Origin of the sequence: Streptomyces cinerochromogenes (genome assembly GCF_014648635.1) — a bacterium.
Lineage (GTDB): Bacteria > Actinomycetota > Actinomycetes > Streptomycetales > Streptomycetaceae > Streptomyces > Streptomyces cinerochromogenes.
Window position 1 is genome coordinate 1 of sequence record NZ_BMRM01000029.1, and the last position, 26,183, is coordinate 26,183.

The 26,183-nt window shown below is 73.7% G+C and carries 27 protein-coding genes; 20 read left to right on the forward strand and 7 right to left on the reverse strand.

All coding sequences use genetic code 11. The features are described from left to right. The 13 genes from IEZ20_RS36310 to IEZ20_RS36370 all read left to right on the forward strand — a co-directional run. The coding region (locus IEZ20_RS36310) for a 3-deoxy-7-phosphoheptulonate synthase (protein ID WP_189306801.1) at positions 1-168 on the forward strand (168 nt) is incomplete at its 5' end. Next, on the forward strand, positions 165-1,076 hold the full coding sequence (locus tag IEZ20_RS36315) for a prephenate dehydrogenase/arogenate dehydrogenase family protein (protein WP_189306803.1): 912 nt from the start codon (positions 165-167) through the stop codon (positions 1,074-1,076). The genes IEZ20_RS36310 and IEZ20_RS36315, both read left to right, overlap by 4 nt. After that, positions 1,073-2,257, forward strand: coding sequence for a chorismate synthase (gene aroC / locus IEZ20_RS36320; protein ID WP_189306805.1), 1,185 nt, complete (start codon positions 1,073-1,075; stop codon positions 2,255-2,257). The genes IEZ20_RS36315 and aroC overlap by 4 nt, the downstream gene beginning before the upstream one ends. A 32-nt stretch (positions 2,258-2,289) precedes the next feature. Beyond that, positions 2,290-2,772, forward strand: a complete 483-nt coding sequence (locus IEZ20_RS36325; RefSeq protein WP_189306943.1) for a shikimate kinase — start codon at positions 2,290-2,292, stop codon at positions 2,770-2,772. Continuing rightward, positions 2,769-3,398 carry a hypothetical protein gene (locus IEZ20_RS36330; protein ID WP_189306807.1) on the forward strand — a complete coding sequence of 210 codons (630 nt, stop codon included), beginning with the start codon at positions 2,769-2,771 and terminating at the stop codon, positions 3,396-3,398. The genes IEZ20_RS36325 and IEZ20_RS36330 overlap by 4 nt, the downstream gene beginning before the upstream one ends. Next, a complete protein-coding gene (locus IEZ20_RS36335) occupies positions 3,395-5,095 on the forward strand; it encodes a GH3 family acyl-acid amido synthetase (RefSeq protein ID WP_189306809.1) in 1,701 nt (566 codons plus the stop codon). The genes IEZ20_RS36330 and IEZ20_RS36335 overlap by 4 nt, the downstream gene beginning before the upstream one ends. Further along, positions 5,092-5,958 carry a class I SAM-dependent methyltransferase gene (locus tag IEZ20_RS36340; RefSeq protein ID WP_229896445.1) on the forward strand — a complete coding sequence of 289 codons (867 nt, stop codon included), beginning with the start codon at positions 5,092-5,094 and terminating at the stop codon, positions 5,956-5,958. The genes IEZ20_RS36335 and IEZ20_RS36340 overlap by 4 nt, the downstream gene beginning before the upstream one ends. Next, positions 5,955-7,370: an FAD-dependent monooxygenase family protein gene (locus IEZ20_RS36345; protein ID WP_189306811.1), complete on the forward strand. Its 1,416-nt coding sequence runs from the start codon at positions 5,955-5,957 to the stop codon at positions 7,368-7,370. Before IEZ20_RS36340 ends, IEZ20_RS36345 begins: the two co-directional genes overlap by 4 nt. Next, entirely contained in the window at positions 7,367-8,539 is a 1,173-nt protein-coding gene (locus tag IEZ20_RS36350) for a hypothetical protein (protein ID WP_189306813.1), read from the forward strand. Before IEZ20_RS36345 ends, IEZ20_RS36350 begins: the two co-directional genes overlap by 4 nt. Beyond that, the gene (locus tag IEZ20_RS36355; protein WP_189306815.1) at positions 8,536-9,288 is read left to right on the forward strand and encodes a DUF6182 family protein; all 753 of its coding nucleotides are present in this window, start codon (positions 8,536-8,538) and stop codon (positions 9,286-9,288) included. The genes IEZ20_RS36350 and IEZ20_RS36355 overlap by 4 nt, the downstream gene beginning before the upstream one ends. Continuing rightward, on the forward strand, positions 9,289-9,948 hold the full coding sequence (locus tag IEZ20_RS36360; RefSeq protein WP_189306817.1) for a LysR substrate-binding domain-containing protein: 660 nt from the start codon (positions 9,289-9,291) through the stop codon (positions 9,946-9,948). After that, on the forward strand, positions 9,945-10,736 hold the full coding sequence (locus tag IEZ20_RS36365) for an alpha/beta fold hydrolase (RefSeq protein WP_189306819.1): 792 nt from the start codon (positions 9,945-9,947) through the stop codon (positions 10,734-10,736). Before IEZ20_RS36360 ends, IEZ20_RS36365 begins: the two co-directional genes overlap by 4 nt. Before the next feature lie 2 nt (positions 10,737-10,738). After that, on the forward strand, positions 10,739-11,581 hold the full coding sequence (locus tag IEZ20_RS36370; RefSeq protein WP_189306821.1) for a class I SAM-dependent methyltransferase: 843 nt from the start codon (positions 10,739-10,741) through the stop codon (positions 11,579-11,581). On the opposite strand, the gene IEZ20_RS36375 is transcribed toward IEZ20_RS36370, so the two are convergent. Then, complete coding sequence (locus IEZ20_RS36375) at positions 11,574-11,882, reverse strand: ArsR/SmtB family transcription factor (RefSeq protein WP_189306824.1); 309 nt, start codon at positions 11,880-11,882, stop codon at positions 11,574-11,576. The genes IEZ20_RS36370 and IEZ20_RS36375 overlap by 8 nt on opposite strands. A gap of 170 nt (positions 11,883-12,052) precedes the next feature. On the opposite strand from IEZ20_RS36375, the gene IEZ20_RS36380 reads away from it, so the two are divergent. The 5 genes from IEZ20_RS36380 to IEZ20_RS36400 all read left to right on the forward strand — a co-directional run bounded on the left by IEZ20_RS36380 (position 12,053) and on the right by IEZ20_RS36400 (position 17,776). After that, on the forward strand, positions 12,053-13,288 hold the full coding sequence (locus IEZ20_RS36380; protein ID WP_189306826.1) for a serine hydrolase domain-containing protein: 1,236 nt from the start codon (positions 12,053-12,055) through the stop codon (positions 13,286-13,288). Positions 13,289-13,302: 14 nt separating this feature from the next. Beyond that, complete coding sequence (locus IEZ20_RS36385) at positions 13,303-14,115, forward strand: cyclase family protein (RefSeq protein ID WP_189306828.1); 813 nt, start codon at positions 13,303-13,305, stop codon at positions 14,113-14,115. A 57-nt stretch (positions 14,116-14,172) separates the two neighbouring features. Then, a complete protein-coding gene (locus tag IEZ20_RS36390; protein WP_189306830.1) occupies positions 14,173-15,015 on the forward strand; it encodes a class I SAM-dependent methyltransferase in 843 nt (280 codons plus the stop codon). A 260-nt stretch (positions 15,016-15,275) separates the two neighbouring features. Next, positions 15,276-16,712 (forward strand): MFS transporter, encoded by a 1,437-nt coding sequence (locus tag IEZ20_RS36395; RefSeq protein ID WP_189306832.1) that lies wholly within the window; start codon positions 15,276-15,278, stop codon positions 16,710-16,712. Further along, positions 16,709-17,776 carry a GDSL-type esterase/lipase family protein gene (locus IEZ20_RS36400; RefSeq protein WP_189306834.1) on the forward strand — a complete coding sequence of 356 codons (1,068 nt, stop codon included), beginning with the start codon at positions 16,709-16,711 and terminating at the stop codon, positions 17,774-17,776. The genes IEZ20_RS36395 and IEZ20_RS36400 overlap by 4 nt, the downstream gene beginning before the upstream one ends. 200 nt (positions 17,777-17,976) lie before the next feature. Here the strand turns inward: IEZ20_RS36400 and IEZ20_RS36405 are convergent, their stop codons facing one another. From IEZ20_RS36405 to IEZ20_RS36420, 4 genes are all read right to left on the reverse strand, one after another. Then, positions 17,977-18,390, reverse strand: a complete 414-nt coding sequence (locus IEZ20_RS36405; RefSeq protein WP_189306836.1) for a DUF6841 family protein — start codon at positions 18,388-18,390, stop codon at positions 17,977-17,979. A 142-nt stretch (positions 18,391-18,532) separates the two neighbouring features. Then, complete coding sequence (locus tag IEZ20_RS36410) at positions 18,533-19,180, reverse strand: nitroreductase family protein (protein ID WP_189306838.1); 648 nt, start codon at positions 19,178-19,180, stop codon at positions 18,533-18,535. A gap of 73 nt (positions 19,181-19,253) precedes the next feature. Next, complete coding sequence (locus IEZ20_RS36415) at positions 19,254-20,606, reverse strand: MFS transporter (RefSeq protein WP_189306840.1); 1,353 nt, start codon at positions 20,604-20,606, stop codon at positions 19,254-19,256. Then, positions 20,606-21,520 carry an alpha/beta fold hydrolase gene (locus tag IEZ20_RS36420; protein WP_189306842.1) on the reverse strand — a complete coding sequence of 305 codons (915 nt, stop codon included), beginning with the start codon at positions 21,518-21,520 and terminating at the stop codon, positions 20,606-20,608. Before IEZ20_RS36420 ends, IEZ20_RS36415 begins: the two co-directional genes overlap by 1 nt. Before the next feature lie 249 nt (positions 21,521-21,769). Here IEZ20_RS36420 and IEZ20_RS36425 point away from each other — a divergent pair, with 249 nt between their 5' ends. Continuing rightward, a complete protein-coding gene (locus tag IEZ20_RS36425; protein WP_189306844.1) occupies positions 21,770-22,672 on the forward strand; it encodes a LysR family transcriptional regulator in 903 nt (300 codons plus the stop codon). Between the two features lie 91 nt (positions 22,673-22,763). Beyond that, a complete protein-coding gene (locus tag IEZ20_RS36430; RefSeq protein ID WP_189306846.1) occupies positions 22,764-23,684 on the forward strand; it encodes a HipA family kinase in 921 nt (306 codons plus the stop codon). Between the two features lie 61 nt (positions 23,685-23,745). Here the strand turns inward: IEZ20_RS36430 and aceB are convergent, their stop codons facing one another. Further along, positions 23,746-25,371 carry a malate synthase A gene (gene aceB / locus IEZ20_RS36435; RefSeq protein WP_189306848.1) on the reverse strand — a complete coding sequence of 542 codons (1,626 nt, stop codon included), beginning with the start codon at positions 25,369-25,371 and terminating at the stop codon, positions 23,746-23,748. A gap of 184 nt (positions 25,372-25,555) precedes the next feature. Beyond that, positions 25,556-26,164 (reverse strand): nucleotidyltransferase family protein, encoded by a 609-nt coding sequence (locus IEZ20_RS36440; RefSeq protein WP_189306850.1) that lies wholly within the window; start codon positions 26,162-26,164, stop codon positions 25,556-25,558. Positions 26,165-26,183: the final 19 nt, after the last annotated feature.

Here is a 26,183-nt window from a genome sequence, read left to right on the forward strand (position 1 = left end):
ATCTTCGTGGACGACCTGCACCAGCGCTACGAGACCGCCTGCGACCCGCGGCTGAACCACAGTCAGTCGCTGGACCTCGCGTTCCTCGTGGCGGAGATGTACCGGCGGGACGCCGGCCGGCGGTGGCGCGCACCCGCGCCCGGACGAGCGGAAGGAAGGACCCGATGATTCCGCGTACGGTCGCCGTGGTGGGCGGCGGCACGATCGCGTCCTCGCTGACACTGGCGCTGGCACGCCACGGCGTGCGGGTGCGGCTGGTACCCGAGAACCTGGCCGGGGCCGGGGCGGCCGAAGCCGGGGCCGGCGCTCCGGACCGGCCGGCGGACCTGGCGGTGCTCGCCGTCCCGCCGAGCCGCGTCGCCACCGTCCTCGCGCACTGCCGGCGAGTCGGCTTCGCCGAGGCCTACACCGACATGACCGGCGTGGACGCGACCGCCGGGCGGGACGCCGCGGACGGCCAAGCGACCGGCTCGGCCGATGCGACCGGCTCGGCCGACGCGACCCGCTCGGACGACTCCGACTACCTCGCCGGGCACCCGCTGACGGACCTCACCGGGTCCGACGCCTCGGCCGGTCTCTTCGAGGGCCGCCCCTGGGTGCTCGCCCCGACCCCGGCCACCTCCCGGGAGACCCTCAACCGCGTCCTGGGGCTGACCGCGCTCTGCGGTGCCGTCCCCGTCGTCATGGACCACGCGTCCCACGACGCGGCGATGGCCCGGACCGCACACGCCCCGCGCCTGCTCACCGCCCTCCTGGCCGCCCGCTTCCACCCCCCGCAGCCGCACCTGCTGCGGCTGACGGAGCCGGACCTGTGCGAGCTGCTGCGCCCCGCGGACCTGGACACGGAGCTGTGGAGCGACCTGCTGCGCGGCAACGCCGCCGCGGTGTCCGCCGTCCTGCGCGAGGTGAGCGCCGACCTCGACGTCCTGCTCGCCGCGCTGGAGGGCGTGGACTCACCGGACGCCACCGACCGGGAGCAGAGCCGGAAACAGCTGGCGCACCTTCTGGAGCAGGGCAGGGACGGGTACGCCGCGGTCGCGGCGCACCACTCCGGCCGGGCGGGGGGTGTCCGTTGAGCGGGCTGCGTTGGCTGACCGCGGGCGAGTCGCACGGTCCCGCGCTGGTCGCGACGCTGGAGGGTCTTCCCGCCGGCGTGCCGATCACCACGGAGACGGTGGCGGACCACCTGGCGCGGCGGCGGCTCGGCTACGGCCGCGGTGCGCGGATGAAGTTCGAGCGGGACGAGGTCACCTTCCTGGGCGGGGTGCGGCACGGCCTGACGTTGGGCTCCCCGGTCGCGGTCATGGTGGGCAACACCGAGTGGCCGAAGTGGGAGCAGGTCATGGCGGCCGACCCGGTCGACCCGGAGGTGCTGGCGGGTCTGGCCCGCAACGCCCCCCTGACCCGGCCGCGTCCGGGCCACGCGGACCTGGCGGGCATGCAGAAGTACGGCTTCGACGAGGCCCGCCCGGTCCTGGAGCGCGCCTCGGCCCGGGAGACCGCGGCGCGGGTGGCGCTGGGCGCGGTGGCCCGGTCGTACCTGAAGGAGACGGCCGGTATCGAGATCGTCAGCCACGTCGTGGAGCTGGCCGGCGCCCGGGCCCCCTACGGGGTCCACCCGACTCCGGGCGACGTCGCCCGGCTGGACGCGGATCCGGTGCGCTGCCTGGACGCGGACGCCTCGAAGGCGATGGTCGCGGAGATCGACCGGGCCCACGAGGACGGGGACACGCTCGGTGGTGTGGTGGAGGTCCTGGCCTACGGTGTTCCCGTCGGGCTCGGCTCCCACGTCCACTGGGACCGGCGCCTGGACGCCCGGCTGGCCGCCGCCCTGATGGGCATCCAGGCGATCAAGGGGGTCGAGGTCGGGGACGGTTTCGAGCTGGCCCGGGTGCCCGGCTCGCAGGCGCACGACGAGATCGTCCCCGCCCCGGGGGGCATCCGGCGGGCGTCGGGCCGTTCGGGCGGCACCGAGGGCGGCCTGAGCACGGGTGAGCTGCTGCGGGTGCGGGCGGCGATGAAGCCGATCGCGACCGTGCCGCGGGCGCTGGCCACGGTGGACGTGGCCACCGGCGAACCCGCCCAGGCCCACCACCAGCGCTCGGACGTGTGCGCGGTGCCGGCCGCCGGGATCGTCGCCGAGGCGATGGCGGCGCTGGTCCTCGCGGACGCCGTCGCGGAGAAGTTCGGCGGCGACAGCGTCCCCGAGACCCGCCGCAACGTCCGGTCCTACCTCGACAGCCTGGGGATCAGGTGAGCGGCGTGCCCGCGGTCGTCCTGGTCGGGCCGATGGGGGTGGGCAAGTCCACCGTCGGGCGGCTGCTCGCAGGGCGTCTGGGCGTGGGCTACCGGGACACCGACGAGGACATCGTCACCGCGCAGGGCCGCGCCATCGCCGAGATCTTCGTCGACGAGGGCGAGGCGGCCTTCCGTGCCATCGAGAAGGCCGCCGTACGGGCCGCGCTCACCGAGCACGACGGTGTGCTGGCGCTCGGCGGAGGCGCGGTCCTCGACCCGGACACGCGCGCGCTGCTCGCCGGCCACCGGGTGGTCTACCTCTCCATGCGGGCCGAGGAGGCCGTCCGGCGCGCCGCGCTCGACGAGGCCCGCCCGCTGCTGGCGGTCAACCCGCGCAGGCGGTGGCGGGAGCTGATGGAGGCACGCCGGCACCTGTACGAGGAGGTCGCCACCGCGGTGGTGGCGACGGACGGCCGTACCCCCGAAGAGGTCACCCAGGCAGCCCTGGACGCACTGGAGGAGAAACAGACGTGACGGATCGTCAGTTCTACGTCCTGCTGGGCCCCGACGGCGCCGGGAAGTCCTCCGTGATGGCGAAGCTGTCCGCGGCACTGCCCGGCTGGCGGACCCTGTCCACCGACGACGAGCTGGTGGCCGGGAGGCACGGGCTGATCACCCGGTTGCGGCGCAGCGTCGTCGAGGACGTCCTGCCGGAACTCGGCCGGGCGTACTCCGTCGACTTCCTCGCCCACCTGCTCGGCACCGCGGTCGTCCACCTGCGGGACCAGCTGGAACGGCAGGACCCGCGGACACCGGTCCTGATGGACTCCTACTACTACAAGATCCTCGCCAAGTGCCGGCTCGCCGGTCTCACGACCCACCCGCTGTACGGCTGGTGGCGTTCCTTCCCGCAGCCGCGCGCGGTGATCTACCTGGACGTGTCGCCGGAGACCGCCTGGCGCCGCTCGGGCCGGGGCACCCGCCTCAACCCCCTGGAGCACTTCGGTCCCCGGCCCGAGTGGTTCGGCTTCGAGAGCTACCAGAAGAACCTGCGGAAGCTGATGCTGGAGGAGACCGGGCGGCTGCCGGTGACGGTGATCGAGGAGAGCACCGGGACCGACACCACCGTGGCGGCCGTACGCAAGGCGCTCGCCGCATGAGCGCGGACCTGGGCTGGGGCGCCCCCGGCCACGCCGAACGCTACCGCCGGCGCGTCCTCGCCGAACAGGCGCGGCTCACCGCCGAGCTGGCCGACCTGCCGGGCCGGCAGCAGAGCGTGCTGACCGACCTCCTGGACTTCAACCGCGCGACCGAGTTCGGCCGGCGGCACGACTTCGCCGCGATCCGCACCCTGGAGGACTTCCGGGCGGCCGTACCGATCCAGGACTACGCGGCCCACGCCCCGTGGATCGAGCGCATGGCCGCGGGGGAGCCCGGCGTCCTCACCGCCGACGCCCCGGTGGTCTACTTCACCAGCAGCGGAAGCACCGGGGCCCACAAGAAGATCCCGGTCACCCGGCGCTTCATGAAGACCGTGTTCTTCCCCTTCTACTACGCGGCCTGGGCACCGCTGATCGAGAGCTTCCCGGAGCTCATGGACCGGCCCGACGCGATGCTCAACCTCAAGCACGACCCGCCGGCCGCCCCTCCGGTCACCGCCGACGGCCACCCCCACGTCGGCGCCAGCCAGGTCGATTTCGGCACCGCGTTCGGTGAGCCGCTCGCGGCGGAGATGGGCACCGCCGCGCCCTGGGCCGCGCTGCGCGCGGCCGTGGCACCCGACGACCACCTCGAACGGATGTACCTGCGGCTGCGGCTGGCGGTGCACAGCGACGTCCGCGGCCTCATCGGCATCAACCCGGCGGTGCTCGCGGCCGTGCCGTACCTGCTGGGGCTGTGGTGGCAGCGCATCGTCAAGGAGGTGCGCGACGGCACCCTCGGAGGCGTGCCGTACGGGCCCGGCGATCCCGCGCTGGCCGCCCGGCTGGAGGCGCTCGCCGACTCCTCCGGGCAGGTGCGGCCCGGTGACGTCTGGCCGCGGATCCGCGCCCTGTTCGGGTGGACGACCGGCGTGGCCTCCCTGTACCTGCCCGCCCTGCGCGAGCGGTTCGGGTCCTCGGTCGCCGCCCTGCCCGCACCCGTGGCCGCGTCGGAGGGGCCGGTGGCGGTGCCCCTCGACACGCACCCCACAGCGGGCACCCTCATCCCCTCCGCCTGCGTGTACGAGTTCGCCGACGCCGACGACGACCTCCGGCCCGACACCGCGACCCTCCTCCCGCAGGACCTCGAACCGGACCGCGACTACCACGTCGTCTTCAGCCACGTCGGAGGCCTGTACCGGTACGCCGTCGGCGACGTCGTCCGGGTGGTGGACCGGGTCCGGGGCGTTCCGCGCCTGATGTACGCCGGCCGGTCCACCCGCTCGGACGCGGCCGGTGAACGGCTGCGCGAGGCGCAGGTGGTCCGGGCGCTGCAGGAGGCCCTGGCCGGCGCCGGCGTCACCGCGCGCAACGTCGCCTGCCGCGTCGCCGAACCCGCCGGCGGGCCGCCCCGGTACCAGTTCGCGGTCGCCCCGGAGACCCCCTGGCCGGCGGACGCCCCCGCGCGGTTCACCGCCCTGCTCGACACGGCGCTCGGCGGCCAGTCCGCCGGCTACGCGCGGGCCCTGCGGGACCGCCGCCTCGGCGGGGCGGAGCTGCGGCTGCTGCACCCCGACAGCTTCCAGCGGGACTGGCACGCGCGCGTGGCCGACGGCAACCGGCCCGCCCAGGTGAAGGACCGGCTGTTCCGGCAGGAAGAACCCCAGTGGCGACGACTGGTCGCCGCGTCCGACGCACCACGAGGAGAAGGCACGTGACGCACGTCCTGGACCCCGCCGACCCCGTCGAGAAGACCGCCCTGCTCACCGCCGCCCTGCGCGCCGCGGAGAGCCTCCGCGAGGACCGGCTCTACACGGACCCGTACGCGGCCACACTGGTCGGCGACGCGGGGCCCCGGCTCCTGGCGGAGATCCGTGCCGCGACCTTCCCGCCGGACCGGCCGCGCTCCATCCCGAGCACCCCGGACTACAACGCCATCCGGACCCGGTTCTTCGACGACTTCCTCCAGCGGGCCGTCGGCGAGACCGGCACGGCCCAGCTCGTCATGGCCCCCGCCGGCATGGACTCCCGCGCCTACCGGCTGGACTGGCCCGCGCACCTGCGGTACTTCGAGGTCGACCGCCCGGCCGTGCTCGCGTTCAAGGAGGAGCGGCTGCGCGGTGCCACCCCCCGCGTCGATCACGTCACCGTCGCCGTCGACCTCACCGCCGACGACTGGGAGGACCGGCTCCGCGCCGCCGGCTACGACCCGGACGCGCCCTCCGTGTGGATGCTCGAGGGGCTGCTGTACTACATCCCCGAGCACGACGCCCGCCGCATGCTGGAACGGGTCGCCGCCTTCTGCGCCCCCGGCAGCCTCGTCGCCGCCGACCTCGTCAACGCGGCGGCCCTCACGCTGCCGCACATGCGCCCCCTGCTGGACGTGTTCGCGGGCTGGGGCTGTCCCTGGCTGTTCGGCAGCGACGAACCCGAGGCGCTGTTCGGGCAGTACGGCTTCGACGTGACCGCGGTCCAGCCCGGCGAGCCGGGAGCCGACTTCGGACGCTGGCCCGACCCGGTCCCCGACCGCTGCGTGAAGGACGTCCGGCGGGTCTTCTTCGTCCACGGCCGGCGCCGATGACCCGGCCGGTCGTGGTGGCCGGCGGCAGCGTGGCCGGACTCGCCTGCGCCCTCGCCCTGGGCCGGCGCGGCTTCCCGGTCACGGTGCTGGAACAGGCGCCGCCGCCCCCCGAGGGCCCCGCGCAGCGGGCGGCCGACCGGTGGCACCGGCCCACCGTCGCGCAGCACGGCCACTCCCACGTCCTCACCTCGCTCGGGGTGCGGGTGCTGCGCGAGCACGCCCCCGACGTGCTCGACGCCGCCCTCGGCGCCGGCGCCCGCCTCCTCGACCTCACCGACGCGGCACCCGACCGGCTGGACGACGACGAACTGGTGGCCCTCGCCGTACGCCGCCCGGTCCTCGAACTCGTCCTGCGGCAGGCGGTACGGTCCCTGCCCGGCGTCACGCTCGGCCACCGCGTCACCGTACGGGGCCTGTCCACGGCGGGCCGCCGGGTGACCGGGGCCGTCACCGGCGACGGCGCGCACCTCCCGGCGCACGCCGTGGTGGACGCCACCGGACGCCGGGGGGCCTGGCGGGCCTGGCTGGCGGCCGCGGGTCTGCCCGTCCCCGCCGAGCTGACCGCGCCCACCCGCGTCCGCGGCTTCACCCGCTTCTACCGGCAGACGTCCCCCGGCCCGCTGCCCGGCCCGCTCAACCGCGGCAACGCGGCCGGCGGGATCTGGGGCCACTACGCGGCCGTGGCGCACCCCGCCGACAACGGCACCTACGCCCTCACGCTCGGCGTGCCCACGCGGGACCCCGCCACGACCGGCCTGCGCCACCCGTCCGCGTTCACCCGGGTGGCCCGCCTCTCGCCGTACGTCGCCGCCTGGGCCGACCCCGCCGCGGGGGAGCCGACCGGCCCCGTGCGCCCCATCACCCTGCCCCCCGACATCCTGCGCCCCCAGACCGACGCGCAGGCCGGTCCGGTCGCGGGCCTGTACCCGGTCGGGGACTCCCTGTGCGTCACCAACCCGCTGTTCGGGCGGGGCATGTCCCTGGCGCTGCACCACGCGTTCCTGCTCGCGGACCTCCTCGACGGCGGGACGGGCCCGGCCGCGGAGCGGGCGGAGCGGGCGGCGGCGCTCGCCGACCGCGTCTACCGGCCGTGGTACGAGCACGCCGTCCGCGAGGACGCGGCACGCACCGCCCTGTGGCGTGCGCAGGCCACCGGCGGCCCCCTGCCCGCCACGCCGTCCCCCGACGGCCGCCCGGCCCTCGCCGCCGTCGCGGCCGCGGCCGCCGCCGACACCGTGGTGTGGCGCGGCCTGACCCGGGTCCTCATGGGCCTGGACACCGCGGAGGACGTCTTCGACGACGAGGTGTTCCGCAAGCGGGTCCGCTCGGCCCCGGCGCCCGCGGCGCGCGGCCCGCTGCCGCCGACGCGCGCGGAACTGGTCCGCGCCGTCTCCGGCGAGGAGCCCGTATGACGCTCCCCGACCACCGGGCCGGCCACCGGGCCGACCCCCCGGCGGGCCGCACGGCCGAGCGCCCCACCGTCCTGCTCGCTCCCGTCACCGTCACCCCGGCCAAGCCCCTGACCCCCAGCCACCTCAAGGGCCTGCTGTGGACCGACGTCATGTTCCGGGCCACCGCCCCGCTCGCGGACGTCACCTACCGCTACAGCCCGACCACCTACCACCTCACCGAACAGACCCTGGGCTTCTGGGAGTTCCTCGACCGCACCCAGGGCGACCTGCCGTACGCCTCGCTGTCGGAGGAGGAGATCGGCGACCTGTACGTCCTGTTCCGCAAGGACACGCCCCCGCCGGCCGAGGCGCTGCGCCCCTACGCCCACGAAGTGGAGCGCAACGGCTGGGTCCACCCGGCGAGCGAGCGCGTGCTGCGGCTGTGGACCGCGCACTACGGCGCCCTCGGCCTCCACGACCCGGGACTGACCCGCCATCAGCCGCCGGGGCTCGGCACGGAGGAGATGGTCGAGCGGCTCGTCACCCTCGGGATGGGACTCGACCAGCGGGCCGGCGGCGGACCGGTCTACCTCGACGCCACCCGGTACGGCCTGCCCCTGCGGCAGATCATGACCGCCGACGGGCAGCCCAACTACCTCGCCTGCGCCCTGCGCGAACTGCTCCCGCTGGCACCCGCGTACGACGAGGTCGTGCTCCTCCACGACCCCGAGCTGGCCGCCGACTACCTGCTCCTCCAGAGGGTGCTCGGCGCACTGGGACCGCGGGTGCACCGCGTCCCCGTCGGCCGCGTGCCCATCGACGGGCGGATCCGGTCGGCGCGGCACGGCGGCTGGCACGACCACACCGCCGGCGCCCTGCTCAGGGCCCTCGGCACGGACGGCGACCCCGACGTACGCCGGCTCGGTGTGCGGCTGTACTTCATCGCCGGCCTCGGCCCCGGACAGGCCCAGTCGTTCCGCGCCGACCTGCTGCACAAGAGCCTCGACCGGGCCGAACGGCTGCTGCGCCGGGCGGACGGCCACCGGCTCGGTGGTCCGCAGCTGCACGAGGAACTGCGCCGGCACCGCGGCGCCCACACCCACGTCGATCCCTACCGGCTCACCTCGTCGTTGCTGGCCCGCTCCCGCCGGGCCCTCGGCCACGACCTGCTCTCCACGGTGTACCTATGACCCTCTCCCCGGAACTGCTGCTCACCGTCGCCACCGAGCGCCTCAGGGCCGCGCGCCCGGACCTCCCGGCCGCCGGGCTGTCCGGCCCGCGCTCCCTGCTCGCCGTGAAGGACGAGATCCGCTCCGCCGCGGGCGCCGCACCCGCCGGCCAGGTGTCGGCCGTCGCCGTCGTCCAGGAGGCCGACCTGCCGTCCTGGACGAGGGAGACGTGCGCGTTCGTGCTGTCCCTCACCCCGGAGCAGACCGACGCCTGGCGCCGCTCCTTCACCCGCACCCTCTACCTGGCGGGCCGCCCCGACAACCTGCGCGAGCGCTTCGCCTTCACCCATGTCGCCCCGGACGCCACGGCCGCCTGGGCCGCGCCCGCGCCGGACGCGGCCACGACCGGCCTGCGCCGGCTGCTCAGGACGTACAGCGGACGGCGCCCGCTCACGGCCTGGCACCCCACCACCGTCGAGGTTCCCGGCACCGGCGCCCGGGCCGGCACGTCCGCCGGCCGGCGGCCCGTCCACCGGGACCTGTACCTGGCCACCGCCCAGCTCACCGTGGCCGACGCGCTGGTCCACCTCGGCCATCTCCTCGCCGAGTCCGTCATCGACGGCACGATCGGCCCCGGAGACCGGCTGACCCTGCGCTCCGTACCGCGGCTGACCGCCCTGCCCGCCCCCTACGCCGCCCTGCGCGTCGACACCGACCAGCACCATCCGGACCGCCTGCGGGCCTACGCCGCACTGACCCAGGAGAACTAGGTGCCCAAGCCCCCGCCCCCCGCCGCCCCCCGCCCGCTGCGCCTCGGGGTCCACGGCTCCTCCCCCCAGCCCGCGCGGATCGTCGCCGCCGCCGGGTACGACCCCGCGCGCGTGGCCCACGTGCCGTACGACGTCCGCGAACCGTTCCGACCGCTGCGGGCCGGCGAACTGGACCTGATGCTCGTCAAGTACGCGCTGCACGAGCCGGACATCGTCACCAGCGCGCCCGTCGCCTTCGACCCCCGGGCCGCCCTCGTGCGGGCCGGCCACCCCCTGGCCGCCCGCGACACCCTCTCCGTCGAGGACGTCGCCCCCTACGACGCCTTCCACTGCCCGGGCGACTTCCCGCCGTACGTCTGGGACCGGATCGTGCCGCTGCGCACCCCGCGGGGCCGGCCGATCCACCGGGTGCGGCTCATGGGCACCCCGGCCGACCTGGTGGCGACGCTGACCGGTTCGGACGCCGTCCACCTGTCGTTCCTGTCGCTCGAAGGGAGCCTGCCGCCCGGCGTCCGGGTGATCCCCGTGCCGGACCTCCCGGCCGCCCCGGTGTCCCTCGCCTGGCTGCGGGACGCCCCGCCGTCCCCCGCACGGGACGCGTTCGTCGCCGCCGCCGAACGCAGCGCGCTCGCCACCGCGGGACGGAGCGCGGACCGGTGACCGCCGCCGACCGGACCCCGTTCGTCCTGCTGCACGCGCTGGCGCTGGACTCGGCGATGTGGCGGGCGCAGACACACGAGCTGACGGCGCTGGGCCACCGGGTGCTGGCCGTCGACCAACGCGGGTTCGGCCGGGCGCCGCTCGGTTCCGCACCGCCCTCGCTCGACCTCGTCGCCGACGACCTCGCGGCGGCACTGGACCGGCAGGGCGTCGACCGGGTCGTCCTGGCCGGCTGCTCCATGGGCGGCTACACGGCGCTGGCCTTCCTGCGCCGCCACCCCGGACGGGTCCGCGCCCTGGCCCTGCTGTCCACCCGGGCCGCCGCCGACACCGCCGAGGCCGCGGCCCGGCGTGCGGGATTCGCCCGGGCCATGCGGGACCCCGCCGCCCGCGACCGGCTCGTCGAGGCCACCACGCCGGCGCTGCTCGGCGCCACCAGCCGCACCCGGCGGCCGGCGCTGCTGCGCGACCTGCTGGCGGCCGTGCGGGCGGCCGAACCCGAGTCGGTCGCCTGGGCGCAGGAGGCCATCGCCGCCCGGCCGGACGGCCTGGACGTCCTGCGCGCGACCGACGTCCCCGCGCTCGTCGTCGCCGGGGCGGAGGACGAACTCGTCTCGGCCGCCGAGGCGCGGGCCACCGCGGGCGCGCTGCCCCGGGGACGGCTGGTCGTCCTGCCGGGCGTCGGCCACCTGCCGCCGCTGGAGGCGCCCGGCGAGGTCACCCGCCTGCTCACCGCACTGCACCGCGACGCCACCGCCGTGGCGCGGACCGCGCGAAGGGAACCGTGAGGATGCTGACGACGGACCACGGCTCCTGGGGCTACACCGCCTCCACGGGGCTCGGATTCACCCACGAGGACATCGTCGACGCGCACTTCGAGGCCTGCGCCGGCCCGTACCGGGCGACGCTCGACTCGGCCGGGATCCAGCCCGGATGGAGCGTGCTCGACGCCGGCTGCGGGACCGGTGCCTTCCTGCCCTGGCTGGCCGAGGCGGTCGGGCCCGGAGGCCGGGTCAGCGCCGTCGATCTCGCCGCGGAGAACGCCGAACGCGCCGCCGCGCGGATGCGGGCGCACGGCGGTCACTGCCCGGTCGAGGTCCGGCAGGGCGACATCCGGCGGCTGGACCACCCCGACAACAGCTTCGACGCCGTCTGGTGCGCGAACACCACCCAGTACCTCAGCGACGAGGAACTCCTCCAGACCCTGAGCGAGTTCCGGCGGGTCGTACGGCCCGGCGGGACCGTGGCCGTCAAGGACCTCGACGCCGGGCTGATCGTCGTACGCCCCGGCGATCCGTTCCTGTTCCCGGACTTCTTCCGCCGGGCGGCGCGGCAGCCGGGCTACGCACGGCAGTTGCTGCGCACCGGAGAGCTGTACCGGTGGCTGGACCGGGCCGGGCTGACGGCGGTGCGCCAGCACAGCCTGCTGATCGAGCACTTCGCGCCCATGCCGCCGCAGGTGCTGCGGTTCTACACCCTGGCCTGCGCCCGGGTGGCGCGGATGGCGGTCGACGCGGGCGCCGACGGGCCGTGGCGGGAGTTCCTCGACCCCGAAGGCGCCGCCCACCCGCTGCGCGGTCCGCACGCGTACATCAGGGAGGGGAACACGGTGGCGGTCGGTGTGGTCAGCTGACCGGCCCGGTTCGCAGGACGACGTCCATGAGGCCCGGGAAGCGGGCGTCGAGGTCCTCCCGGCGCAGGGACATCAGGCGGTGGGTGCCCTCGACGCGGGTGTGGGTCAGGCCCGCGTCCCGCAGGACCTTCAGGTGGTGGGAGAGCGTCGACTTGGCCATGGGGATGTTCAGGCCGCTGCACGACTGCTCGTGCGCGTCGCCCAGGTTCTGGACGATGGCCAGCCGGGTGGGGTCGCTCAACGCGTGGAAGACATCCGTGAGTTGGATCTCTTCCCGGCTGGGATGCTTCAGCGTGCGCACCGCGCGGACTCCTCTTCGGGTGAGGGGAGCGGCTCCGCTTCCCTTCGACTTCGGAGATTTGCATAGTATCGAAATAAGGCCCTTGTTCTGGTAGTCGACCTCTTCCTATAGTTCTATTGCTCGCGAACCATTGAACACGAACCATCGTACGCCGATCACAAGGAGGCACGGTGCCCGAGCTGAAGACCGAAGTCGATCCGGCGGAAGTGGGGCTGGACGCCGACCGCTTACGGCGGCTCGACCACTACCTGGCCTCCTATGTCGACGACGGACGACTGCCCGGCTGGCAGCTCGCCGTGACCCGCCGCGGCAAGGTGGCCCACCTCGCCGAGTACGGCCACCGGGACGTCGAGAACGGCCTGCCCGCCGACGGCGACACGATCTACCGCGCCTGGTCGATGACCAAGCCCGTCACCTCGGTCGCGGCGATGACCCTGGTCGAGGACGGCACCATCGGCCTGCAGGACCCCGTCAGCCGCTACATCCCGGCCTTCGAGAACGTACGCGTCTACCAGCGCGGACCGGCCACCCGCCCGGTCACCACGCCGGCCGCGAACCCCATCCGCATCCAGCACCTGCTCAGCCACACCTCGGGGCTGACCTACGGCTTCCACCGGGCCCACCCGGTGGACGAGATCTACACCGCGAACGGCTTCGAGTGGGCCACCCCGCCCGGACTCGACCTCGCCGCCTGCTGTGAGCAGTGGGCCTCCTTCCCGCTGCTCTTCGAGCCGGGGACCGCCTGGAACTACGGCGTCTCCAGCGATGTGCTCGGCCGTGTCATCGAGGTCGCCTCGGGCCGGAGCCTGGACGAGTTCTTCGCCGAGCGGGTCCTCGGACCGCTCGGCATGACCGACACCGCCTTCCACGTCCCGCAGGAGAAGGCCGACCGGCTCGCCGCCTTCTACACCGCGGACCCGGCCACCGGGAAGGCGACCCGCGCCGACCACATGGGCGCGGGCGCGCTGCACAGGCCCGCGTGCCTGTCCGGCAGCGCCGGACTGGTCACCACCCTCGCCGACTACCACCGCTTCACCCAGATGCTGCTCGGCGAGGGCACCCTCGACGGGGAACGGATCCTCGGCCCCCGCACCGTACGGCACATGCGCCGCAACCACCTGCCCGGCGGCAAGGACCTGCACACGGTGGGCCGTCCGGTCTTCTCCGAGATGCCGACCGCCGGTGTCGGCTTCGGGCTCGGCTTCGCCGTGATCGAGGACCCCGCGGCGGCCGGAGTGCCGGCCGGTCCGGGGGAGTACGCCTGGCACAGCGCGGCCGGGACGATCTTCTGGGTGGACCCCGCGGAGGAACTGACCGCGCTGTTCTTCACCCAGCTCATGCCGTCGAGCGCGCACCCGCTGCACAGCCGCCTGCGTCAGCTGGTCAATCAGGCCCTGGTCGACTGAGGGAGCCCCACGCCATGTGCAGTCCGGAAACCATCATCGGCGCGGCCTCCGCGGAGCCGCCCGACCCCTCCCGGCGGACCCGCGCCGAAGGAACGGCCGAGCAGGGCGGCACCTCCGCGCCCTACGTGCCCCGAGGTGCCGTGCGCGACCTCACCCACGTCCTCAGCACCGAGTGGCCGGTCTTCGAACTCTATGTGAAACCCATGGAGATGAGGCGCCTCGCCAACCTCGCCGAACACGAGTACAACGCCTTCGAACTCACCTACAACGAACACATCGGCACCCATGTCGACGCGCCCGCCCACTTCGACGACGACGGCCTGACCGTCGAGCAGATCCCCGCGCAGAACCTGGTCGCCCCGCTCGCGGTCGTCCGGGTGCGGGAGCGGGCGGCCCGGGACAACCTCACCGAACTGTCGGTGGACGACCTGCTGCGGTGGGAGAGCCTGCACGGCCGCATCCCGGACGGCGCGCTGCTCGCCGTCGACAACGGCTGGTCCGAGCGCATCGAGGTCCCCGGCGCCTTCCTCAACTACGACGAGAAGGAAGGCCACTACCGCCATCCCGGCATCTCCGTCGAGGCCGCGCACTTCCTGGTCGAGGAGCGCTCGGTGGTCGGCGTCGGCATCGACACGCCCAGCCTGGAGCCGGGCAACCGCCCCGCCGACCCCTTCACCCACCGCGTCCTGCTGCCCGCGGGCCTCTACGGCATCGAGAACCTGGCACACCTGGACACCGTGCCGGACATCGGTGCCACGGTGGTCGTCGGCGCCCCCAAGCACGCCGGCGGCACGGGCGGTCCGGCCCGCATCCTCGCCTTCGTCTGAGCCGCCCGCGGGCGATCCGCCCGCTGCCGGCTTCTCACCATCCAAGGAGTAACGCAGATGACCGCATCATCCGGTACGGCGGCCCCGACCGACGCGTCCAAGGAGCGCTGGGAGTGGACCGAGGAGCGTTACCGGGACGGGGTGTTCAGCCACGCCGTGGCCACCGAGCGGGAGCGGCTGCGGCTGCTGGAGTCCGTACTGGACGACCACACCCGCGGACACTTCCAGCGCCTCGGCCTGACCTCCGGGCACCGCGTCCTGGAGGTCGGCGGCGGCGGCGGATCGGTCGCCCGCTGGCTGGCCGGCCAGGGTGCCGACGTCACCGTCACCGACCTCGACACCACCTACCTCGACGAACTCTCCGAGGCGGGTGTGCGCGTGCTGCGCCACGACGTCTACACGGACGACTTCCCGCAGGGCTCCTTCGACTTCATCCACACCCGGTACGTCGTCATCCACCTGCCCGACCCCGAGCGCGCCGTGGCCCGGCTCGTCCAGTGGCTCAAGCCCGGCGGCGTGCTGCTGCTGGAGGAGCCCGCGTTCTTCCCCATCAAGGACTCCCCGCACCCGGCGTACCGCAAGGTCATGCGTGCCTTCCGCGAGCACCTGGAGAGCGCCGTGGGCACCGACACCGAGTGGGCGCGCAACCTTCCGGTGCCGCTGCGGGACAAGGGACTCGACGGAATCGGGTACGACGCAAGGTTCCAGCGGATCGCCGGCGGCGACAACGAGGCCGAGTGGTGGCGGCTGACGCTGGAGCAGACCCGCGAGGCGGTGGTCGCCGAGGGCCTCGCGACGGACGAGGACTTCGAGGCCGCCTACCGGGAGCTGGCCGACCCCGGCTTCCACGACCTGTCCCTCGCGGTCTTCACGGCCTGGGGGACCAGGCAGGGCAGCTGACCACAGGCACCACGGCCGGTGTCGCGCGGGGTGCGGAACCCGGCGCGGCACCGGCCGTCCTGCGCTGCCCCGGCACCGGCCCCAACTCCCGTGAAGGACAGATACGTCCGGCAGAAGTTGGGGCCAATATCGTTTGACGGCAGATTATTTGATTGCTACGTTTACGATCCAATCGTTGGCGCGCAGATTGATGTCTGCAAGACGAAATGGCAGGGAAGATGTCGGATCGCCAGTCGAACGCCTTAGCGGCGACGCCGGGGATGAGCGCGCGGAAGAACCTGGTCCTGTTGGTGCTGTGCGCGCAGCTCTTCCTGGACTCCATGGACGTCTCGCTGATGGGTGTGGCCCTCCCCGAGATGCAGGACGACATGGGCCTCAGCGCCGAGCAACTGCAGTGGATCATCTCGGGATACGCCGTCGCCTACGGCGGGTTCCTGCTCCTGGGCGGACGTGCGGCGGACCTGTTCGGCCGCCGCCGGATGTTCTTCTGGGCCACCGCGGTCTTCGCGGTCGTGAGCCTCGCCGGCGGCCTGGTGTCGAGTGGCGGGCTGCTCATCCTCACCCGTGTGATCAAGGGTGTCGCCGCCGCGTTCATCGCGCCGGCCGCCCTGTCGATCATCACCACCACGTTCCCGGAGGGCCCCGAGCGCAACCGGGCCATGAGCATGTTCGGTCTCACCGGCGCCAGCGGGTACGCGGCCGGCCTGGTCTTCTCCGGCGTGCTCACCTCGATGAGCTGGCGGCTGACCTTCTTCGTGCCGTTCGTCGTGGCCGCGCTCGTCCTGCTCACCGTGCGCAGCGTCATCGCCCCCGACGAGGCGCACGAGGGCCGGCGCCCCGGCTTCGACGCCTTCGGCGCGGTCACCGCGACCGGCGGTGTCCTCCTGCTGGTCTTCGCGCTGACCCGGGCCCCCGAGGTGGGCTGGGGCTCCTCCACCACCGTGATCAGCCTGGTCGCCTCGGTGCTGCTGCTGATCGCCTTCGTCGTCATCCAGAAGCGCCGCAACGACCCTCTGGTCGACCTCGGGATCTTCCGCTCGCGCACCCTGTCCACCGCCAACATCGTGGGCATCGCCTGGGCCTGCGCCACGATCGGCTGGCAGTTCATCGCCCTGCTCTACCTCCAGGACACGCTGCACTACAGCGCGCTGAAGGCCGGCATGGCGATCGTCCCGATGGCCGCGTCCATCCTGGTCGCCGTCAACATCGCCCCGCGCATCATCGGCAAGGCCGGGCTCCGGGTGCCCGCGGTGATCGGCCTGCTGCTCCAGGGCCTCGGTATCTTCCTGTTCCTGCGGGCCGGTGAGGACGCCTCCTACCCGGCGGTGCTGCTGCCCGCGCTGATCATCCACGGCCTGGGCAACGGCACGAGCTTCCTGAGCTTCAACATCGCGGGCGTCAGCGGCGTCGCCAACGACAAGCAGGGCCTCGCGGCCTCGCTGATCCAGTCGGCCGTCCAGCTGGGCGGTGGCCTCGGTGTCGCCGTGGGTGCCGCGGTGCTGGCCGGTGCGGCGACCGGCGGGGTGAGCGGATACCACCACGCCTTCCTCGCCGTCGGTCTCTTCTCGCTGGTCGGTGCGCTCGCCTCGGCGCTGGGGCTCGGCGCCCCGCGCTCGTCGGGCGACGAGGCCGGCACCGCGCCGGAGGAGGCCGTGGCCCCGCAGCAGGGCGCCGGACTCGAAAGCGGACGCGCGTGAGCGGGCCCGCGGGAACCGAGGCGGGGCCGCGCGGCATCGAGTGGCTGACACCCGATGACCCGCGGCTCGGCTGGGACGGGCTCGTGGAGCTGGAACGGCTCCCCGGGGGCTGGCTGCCCCGGCGCATCGCCGCCGAGCGGCTCGCCACCACCCTGTCACCGAACTTCAGCCGCCTCGCGGCGATGCCCGCGGGCATCCGGTGCGGCGTCCGCACCGATGCCGAGGAGCTGGTGCTGAGGCTGTCCGTCGAGACGTCCGACGCTCCGCTGGACGTCGTCGTCGACGGCTCCCTGGCGCTGCGCACCGAGGTCGACGGCGAACGCGAGATCACCGTTGCGCTGGCCCCCGGGCGGGCGGAAGGTCCCGGCGCGACCGCGCTGCGGGACGTGGAGGTGTGGCTGCCGCACCTCGGACGGGTCCTCGTCTCGGAGATCGGTTTCCGCGGGCACGGCACCGTCCGTCCGGCCGACCGCCCCGGCCTGCGCTGGGTGGCGTACGGAAGCTCCATCACGCAGAGCATGTTCCCCTCCGGGCCGTCGCGGACGTGGACCGCGCTGATCGCCGCGGAACACGGCTGGCGGCTGCACAACCTGGGGTTCTCCGGGGAGGCGCATCTCGACCCGGTGGTGGCGCGGACGATCCGGGACCGGCCGGCCGACCTGGTCTCGCTGGAACTGGGCATCAACGTCCACACCCGGGACACCTACTCCGAGCGCAGCTGGGGGCCGGCGGTGTGCGGCTTCATCGACACCATCCGGGACGGTCACCCCGACGTCCCGATCGCCGTGATCACCCCGCTGTCCTCGCCCGAGCGGGAGGACTCCGCCAACCGGGTCGGTCTGACGCTGGCACAGCTGCGCGCCCGGACCGAGGAGGCGGTACGGGTGCTGGAGCGCCTCGGTGACAAGAACCTGCACACCGTGAACGGACTCGGCATCGCGCCGGTCCAGGAGGCGGACGCGATATTCGCCGACGGACTGCATCCCACGGCGGGCGGCGAACACGTCCTGGCTGCCAGAATCGGCGCCGCTCTGCGAAAAGCCGTGGCACCGGCCGGCCCGTGACGGCGGACGGGGCGACGGAAAGCACGGAAGCCGGGCCGGCGCGGAAAGTCCGGCCGGCACGGAAAGTGCGGCCGGCACGGAAAGCGCGGAAAGCGCGGCCGGCTCGGCCGACGAAATGAACCACCCGCAGTGGCGGGGCGGGTAAATCCCCCGGCCCGCTCCGCCACTGCGGGTTTTCGTCGTGTCCGCCGAGACGGACCTCAGCTCACTTCGTATCCGATCCGGGCGAGCACTCCCCAGCGCCCGTCCTGCCGGGTCACGACGTAGACCGAGTCGAAGACGGCCAGTCGCCGGCCCTCGGCGTCGAGCCGGCTGAACCGCACCTGGGCGTGCACCTGGTCCGCGGAGACCTGCGGAAACTCCACCTCGTCCCAGGCGCTGCGGTGCCAGCCGGAGGCGAGCAGGGCCTCCAGCTCGGCCTGCGAGGCGCGGATGTACTCCTCCGGCTCCCGCCATACCGTCACGGCCCCCTCGTGCACCCGTATCTGGGGAAAGTGCAGGGTGCGGGTCCAGGTCTCCAGGTCATGGCTGTTGAGTCCGTCGAGAAAGGCGTCGAGGGCCGCACGGGCCTCTTTCTCGACACCGGTGCGGTCGAAAGCGGAAGAGCCGGCCATGAGATACCTTCCGAGTGAAGTGACAGGGCGCGGTGCTGAATTGACAGAATTCTCGCGTGTAATTCCGGAACGTACAAGGCGGTCGCCGGGGTGCCGCTCCCGCGGCACCCCGGCGACCGCCGCCCGGGTCGGCCGGTGAGGACTACCAGGTGTCCCAGTGCAGCACCTCGTCGCGCGGGATGCGGCGGGCGGGCTTGAAGTCGGTCCCGATGGTGTAGGCGAGTGGCAGGAACGCGGCGAGCATGACCTCGTCGTAGGGCACGCCGAGGGCCTTGGCCAGCTCGCGCTCCAGGGGCCCCTGGGCGGTCGTCCAGCAGGTGCCCAGGCCCCGCGCGCGGGCCGCGAGCATGAAGCTCCACACGGCCGGCAGGATCGACCCCCAGGTCATCGACTGGTCGAGCACGGACGCCCGTTCCGTGCGGCCCTCCACCGCCGGGATGACGAAGGCGGGGACGCGGTGGATGTTCGCGTAGAGGTACTGCACCCCGTCGAAGATGCGCTCCATGGTGCCGGGGTGGGCGTTCATGCGGCGCAGGTCGCGGGCGTTCACCGGGGCTCCGCCGCCGGTGACCATGGCGCGGCGGTAGATGTCGGCGACGACCATGCGCTGGTCCTCGTCGGTGACGACGAGGAAGTGCCAGCGCTGCCGGTTGCGTCCGGTGGGTGCCTGGGTGGCCAGGTCCACGCACTCCTCGATCAGCTCGCGCGGGACGGGGCGGGAGAAGTCCAGGCGCTTGCGCACCGCCCTTGTGGTGGACAGCAGTTGATCGGGTGTCAGATCCAGGGTCATGCTCGTGACCGTAGGAACAAAATTATCTGCTGTCAAATAATAGTCACCCAGAAGGTGTCGGATTTGGGCGGTTTCAGGCTGCCGGGTTCAGAGGGGTCGGGAGCGAGCGCGCGTGCCTGCCGTCGCGTTCGGGGTCGACCATGAGCGCGAAGCAGAGCCCGCCGAACGCGACGAGGGCGCCGAAGCAGAAGAAGGTGAGGGTGTACCCCTGCTGCGGGGTGTCGCTCGCGTCGAGCAGCATCCCCGAGACGATGGGGCTGACGGCGCCGGCGCTGACACCGAGACCGTTGAGCACCCCGAGGATGGCCGAGCGCTGGTGCGGCGGGACGATCTCGGCGAGCACGGGATTGGTGAAGGTGTTGAGGCTCACCGACCCGCCGTACCCGAGCATGAGGATCCCGATGGAGGCGATCGGGTGCTGGATCCACGGCAGAAGGGTCAGCACGAGCCCGGCGCAGGCCAGCACGGACCCTCCGAGGACCCCGCGGGCGCGCCGCGAGCCCACGCCCCGGCGCACCAGGCGGTCGGCGGTGAAGCCGGCCGTGAACAGGGCGACGATGCCGCCGACGCTGGGCAGTCCGAGCAGGGAGCCGGCGGTCAGCTCCGAGTAGCCCAGCGCGTGGTGGAAGTAGGAGGGCAGCCAGGTGAAGATCACCGCGGCCAGGGCGCTCTGGGTGAGCTGGGCGATCAGGCAGCCCAGGAAGGTCCGGTTGACCAGTGCCGTGCGCCAGGGGACCGACGGGGGGCGGGCCGGCTCGGGCGCACCGGCGGGCGCGGGCGCGGGCCGGGACTGGGCGCCGTACGGACCGATCCTGCCCGCGGCGAGCCAGCCGAGCGACCACACCAGCGCGAGGACGGAGACGGTGACGAACCCCGCGCGCCAGCCGAAGGTGACGATGACCAGGGTGAGCACGGGGGCGAGGGCGATCTTCGCGATCGCGGCCCCCGAGGTGTACCAGGCGGTCGGCACCCCGCGCCGCTCGTTCGGGTACCAGGAGTACAGCGAGGTCACGGCCAGCGGACTGGCCGGGCCCTCCGCGGCGCCGACGAGGAGCCTGCTGCCGTACAGCATGCCCCCGGTGACCGCGAAGACGGCCGGCAGCTGGCCCACCGCCCACAGCAGCCCGCAGACCAGGAGGAGCAGGCGCGGGGAGACGCGCTGGGCGGTGAAGCCGGCCGCGAGGCAGGTCACGCCGAACAGCACGTACGAGGCGCTGGCCAGGGTGCCGAAGTCGGCCGCGTCCAGATGCAGTTCGTCGCTCATCGGGGTGGCGACGAGCCCGAGGAGGACCTTGTCGAGGAAGACCACCACCGCGGAGGCGACCACCAGCACCGTGACGGTCAGGGCGCGTCCCCGCGCCGTCCACGGCGGCGCCGCCTTCGGCCGGCCCTCGGTGGCGGGTGCCGCGTCGTCGGAAACAGGCATCACTGTTCCTTTCGGTGGGGGACGGGATCCCGTTGCGGCGCGCCGGCGGGCCCGGCGCCCTGGGACGCGGCCGGGCCGGCCGGGGGCAGGCGCAGCGTGGCCAGCCAGCGGTCGATCTCGGCGTTGACGTACGCGGGCAGCTCCTGGTGGAGGAAGTGGCCGGCGCCGGTGACGTGGACGGCCTTGCTGTCCGGGTGGGTGAAGGACCGCTCGTCGGCGCGCAGCCGGGCCGGATCGCGGTGCAGGGCCAGCACCGGCTGGCGGCGCCGGCGCAGCACGGCCTCGGCCTCGGGCAGGAACCGGACGCTGCCCGGGTGGAAGGCGTTGTGCCGGAAGATCCGCGCCCGGGTGCCGGGCGCCGGCCACAGCACGGCCAGCCGCTGCCGTTCGACCAGGTGCGCCGGTGTCCCGGGGCCCTCGGCCAGGGTGGTGGCGAGGCGGACCGCGGTGTCCTCGGCCGACGGCCCGTCGAGCGCCTCGGCGAGCGCGCGCAGCCGGGCACGGCTGCCGTCGTCGCCCGCGTAGTCCGGGTCGATCGCCACCAGCGCGTGGACGAGGTCGGGCCGGCGGGCGGCCAGCACGGTGGCCACGGAGGCCCCCATCGAATGCCCGACCAGCACCACCGGTCCGCCCACCACCCGCTCGACGAAGGCCGCGAGGTCGGTGGCGTGCCGGTCCGTGGCGTACTCCCCGTCCGCCACCGGTCCCGTGCGGCCGTGCCCGCGCAGGTCCACGGCGAGGGTGCGGCAGCGCGTCCGCAGGTGGGGGAGCTGGTGGAGCCAGGTGTCGGCGCTGTCCCACAGGCCGTGCACCAGGACGGTCGGCAGGGTGAGCGCGCCGGGGTGGGAGGCGTCGGCGGGCGGCGGGTGGTCGACGTGGAACAGCCGTACCTCGGGCAGATCGACGAAGGGCATCGCGGTACTCCAGCCGTGCGCGCGCGGGATGGCCGCCGACGTGCGGGACTCGCCGGGGGCGAGCGGTGATGTCGCGGGTGCCGTACAGCCGCGTGGGGCGCCGTCGCGGCGCCGGGTCCGGTGGCGCCCCGCTGCCCGCCTCGTGGCCTGATCGTTCCATTAGAGACCGGCGTCACAGTCGCCGTCCAAGTCCTGCGCCGCAGACCGGATATGCTCACCAGGCATCACCAGAGGTGCTCGGGGGACCGGATGGAGTTACGTCACCTTCGGTATTTCGTCATGGTCGCCGAAGAGGGCTCGGTCAACCGCGCCGCCCGGCGGCTCCTGGTCTCCCAGCCGTCCCTCAGCCGCCAGATCGTCCATCTGGAGCGGCAGCTCGGACAGCAACTGCTGCAGCGCACCTCCCGGGGCGTCCGGCTCACCCCGGCCGGCCAGGCGCTGCTGCCCCACGCCCACCAGCTGCTGGCGATGGCCGACGCGACCCGTGAGACGGTCGCCGGAGCCAGGGCCGTCCGCCAGCGGGTGACCATCGGCGTCCCGCCCGGCACCGACGGCGCCTGGCTGATCGCCGCCGTGGACGCCGTACGGGCCCGCGTCCCGGACGCGGCACCGGAGTACGTCGAGGCCACCAGCTCCGACCAGCTGCGGCTGCTGCGGCAGGGCAGGCTCGACATCTGCCTCGTCCACCAGGCGCCTCCCGACGGCCACGCGGTCCGGGAGGTGCGCCGTGACCCGCTGGGCATCGCCGTCCGGCCGGGGCATCCCCTGGCGGCCCGGGGCGGCTACCGGCTGAGCGACCTGGACGGGCTGCGCACCCTGCTGCACGCCCAGGACCGGGTCCCGACCGAGCAGCACGGGCTCATCGCCGCCGCGCAGGCCGCCGGGGTCCGGCCGCACTGGCACTTCTCCCAGTTCACCGAACACGCCCTCGCCCACGCCCACGCGGCCGAGTGCGACGCGGTCCTGGTCGTCGCCCACACCGCCGCCGCCCAGCTGCCGGGCTGGCGCTGGGAGCCGCTGTCCGATCTCCCGCTGACGATGACCACCTATCTGGCGACGGAGTCCGACACCCGTGCCGTCGTCGGCGAGGTCGCCCGGGCGATCGCCGGCCTCGGCTCGGCGGGCGCTCCCGGCTCCGGCGGCCCGTGGTGACACCGGCCCCGGGGACCCGGTCACCCCGCGCCCGCCGTCACGCGCGGTTACTATGCTCACTTCGGGCTGCTCGGAAGGGACGGGGATCGGCATGGCACCGCTGAGGGAGGTCACCGCGGTCCGCTACGTCGCCCCCCTGCACTCCGGCGGCTCCGTACCGGGCGTCGTCGAGGCCGACGACCTGGGCACGTACGTCGTGAAGTTCACGGGCTCGGCGCAGGGCCACAAGGCACTGGTCGCCGAGATCATCGTCGGGGAGCTCGCCCGCGCGCTCGGCCTGCGCTTCCCGGAACTGGTCCTGGTCCACTTCGACCCGGACATCGCCGCCGCCGAACCGCACCAGGAGGTGCGCGAGCTGCACGGCGCCAGCGCGGGCGTCAACCTCGGCATGGACTACCTGCCGGGCGCCCGGGACCTCACCCCGGAGATCGCCCGGACCTTCCCGGTGGACCCGCTGGAGGCCGGCCGGATCGTCTGGCTGGACGCGCTGACCGTCAACGTCGACCGTACGGTGCACAGCTCCAACCTGATGGTCTGGCCCACGCTCGGCACCGTGCCGCCGCGGCTGTGGCTCATCGACCACGGTGCCGCCCTCGTCTTCCACCACCGCTGGGACACCACGGCCCCGGGCCGCAGGTACGACTTCCGGCACCACGCCCTCGGCCACTACGGCCCCGACGTGCGCGCCGCCGACGCGGAACTCGCGCCCCTGGTGACGGAGGAGCTGCTGCGCGCGATCGTCGCCGAGGTGCCGGACGCCTGGCTGGCCGAGGACGCAGGGTTCGCGACGCCCGACGACGTCCGGGACGCCTACGTCGGCTATCTGCTGGACCGGCTCCGGCTCTCGGCCGAGTGGCTGCCCACCGACTTCCCGAGCGGCGAGCAGCTCGCGGCCGAGGAGGCCGCCCGCGCGGCGAAGACCCAGGCGGGCCGCCCGGACTGGCTCAAGCGGGTCCCGGACCTGCACGGCAAGCCGGCGGCGGAACAGGACTGGTCGGTGCACCTGGGCTGAACGCGCGAGCGGCCCCGGGGCGCTCCCCGGAGCCGCTCGGCGCACCCGTGTGCCCGGTGGGTCAGCCCTTGAGCTGCTCGTACGCCGGCAGGGTGAGGAAGTCGGCGTAGTCCTCGTCCAGGGACACCCTCAGCAGCAGGTCGTGCGCCTCCTGCCAGTGCCCGGCCGCGAAGGCCTCCTCGCCGATCTCCTTGCGGATGGCGTCCAGTTCCTCGGCGGCGACCTTGCGGGCCAGCTCCGGGGTGGCCCTGTCGCCGTTCTCGAACTCGACACCGGCGTTGATCCACTGCCAGATCTGCGAGCGGGAGATCTCGGCGGTGGCCGCGTCCTCCATCAGGTTGAAGATGGCGACCGCGCCGAGGCCGCGCAGCCAGGCCTCGATGTAGCGGATGCCGACCTGGACGGCGCCCACGAGACCGGCGTACGTCGGCTTCGCCTCGAGCGAGTCGATCGCGATGAGGTCGGCCGCCTCGACGTGGACGTCCTCACGCAGCCGGTCCTTCTGGTTCGGCTTGTCGCCGAGGACCTTGTCGAAGGACTCCATGGCGATCGGCACCAGGTCGGGGTGGGCGACCCAGGAGCCGTCGAAGCCGTCGTTCGCCTCGCGGTCCTTGTCGGCGCGGACCTTCTCGAAGGCGACCTTGTTGACCTCGGCGTCCTTGCGGGACGGGATGAAGGCCGCCATGCCGCCGATGGCGTGCGCGCCGCGCTTGTGGCAGGTGCGGACGAGAAGCTCGGTGTACGCCCGCATGAACGGGGCCGTCATCGTGACCGCGTTGCGGTCCGGGAGGACGAACTTCGCCCCGCCGTCACGGAAGTTCTTGACGATGGAGAACAGGTAGTCCCAGCGGCCGGCGTTCAACCCGGCGGCGTGGTCGCGCAGTTCGTAGAGGATCTCCTCCATCTCGTACGCGGCCGTGATGGTCTCGATCAGGACGGTGGCGCGGACGGTGCCCTGCGGGATGCCGACGTAGTCCTGGGCGAAGACGAACACCTCGTTCCACAGGCGGGCTTCGAGGTGGGACTCGGTCTTCGGCAGGTAGAAGTAGGGGCCCTTGCCGAGGTCGAGCAGCCGCTGGGCGTTGTGGAAGAAGTACAGGCCGAAGTCGACGAAGGCGCCCGGGACGGCGCGGCCGTCGGCGTCGACCAGGTGCCGCTCGTCCAGGTGCCAGCCGCGCGGGCGCATGACGACGGTCGCCAGCTCCTCGTTCGGCCGCAGGGCGTACGACTTGCCGGTGCGTCCGTCGGTGAAGTCGATGTTCCGGGTGTAGGCGTCGATCAGGTTGAGCTGACCGAGGACCACGTTCTCCCAGGTGGGTGCGGAGGCGTCCTCGAAGTCGGCGAGCCAGACCCGCGCACCCGAGTTGAGCGCGTTGATGGTCATCTTGCGGTCGGTGGGGCCGGTGATCTCGACGCGCCGGTCGTTCAGCGCGGCCGGGGCCGGGGCGACCTTCCAGGAGTCGTCCGCGCGGATCGCGGCCGTCTCGGGCAGGAAGTCGAGCGTGGAGGTGCGGGCGATCTCGGCGCGGCGCTCGGCCCGGCGGGCCAGGAGTTCGTCACGGCGCGGGGTGAACCGCCGGTGCAGCTCCGCCACGAAGGCGAGCGCCGCGTCCGTGAGGACCTCCTCCTGCCGGGGCAGGGGCTCGGCGTCGACGATGGCCAGCGGGGACGGCGCTGGTGCGGACATGAGCTGTCACTTCCTTCAGCGGTGGCACCTAGTGCCAAGTGGCACGAATGGGACAGTGAGCGCCCACTGTGCGGTCGGACGCTTCTGATCAGTGGATAGTAGTTTCCTCATCGTGGAAGTTCAATGGTTTGTTGATGTCGAGATTCTCTGGTTCGAGGCAAGGTGGCGCTCGGTGCCACCCCGTTCACTCAAGGTGGCTCAGGTCGGCCTCGGTGTCGATGTCGTAGGGCTCGGCGACGTCCGCGCACTCCACGAGCCGGATCCGGGCGGCGTGCGCCTTCAGGTAGTCCCGCGCCCCGCGGTCCCCGGTGGCCGTCGCGGCGATGCCCGCCCAGTGCGCCGAGCCGAACAGCACCGGGTGCCCGCGCACCCCGTCGTAGGCGGCCGAGACCAGCGAGGTGCCGTCCTCGTACGCGCCGAGCACCCGGGCCGCCGCGGCCGGTCCGATGCCGGGCTGGTCCACCAGGCTCACCAGGGCCGCCCGCGCCCCCGTACCGGCCAGTGAGGCGAGGCCCGCGCGCAGCGAGGAACCCATCCCCTCCGCCCAGTCCGGGTTGTCCACCAGCACGCAGCCGCCCAGCTCGGCGCGGGCCCGTACCTCGGCCGCCGAGGCGCCCAGCACCACGTGGATCCGCCCGCACCCGGCCGCGCGCAGCACCCCGACCGCGTGCTCGACCAGGGGGCGCCCCCGGTGCGGCAGCAGCGCCTTGGGGCGTCCGCCGAGCCGTCTGCCGCCGCCGGCGGCGAGCAGCAGCCCGGCGACCTCCCCCTGAAGATCCTGGTTGTCCGTCATGGGTCCTGCATACCCGACG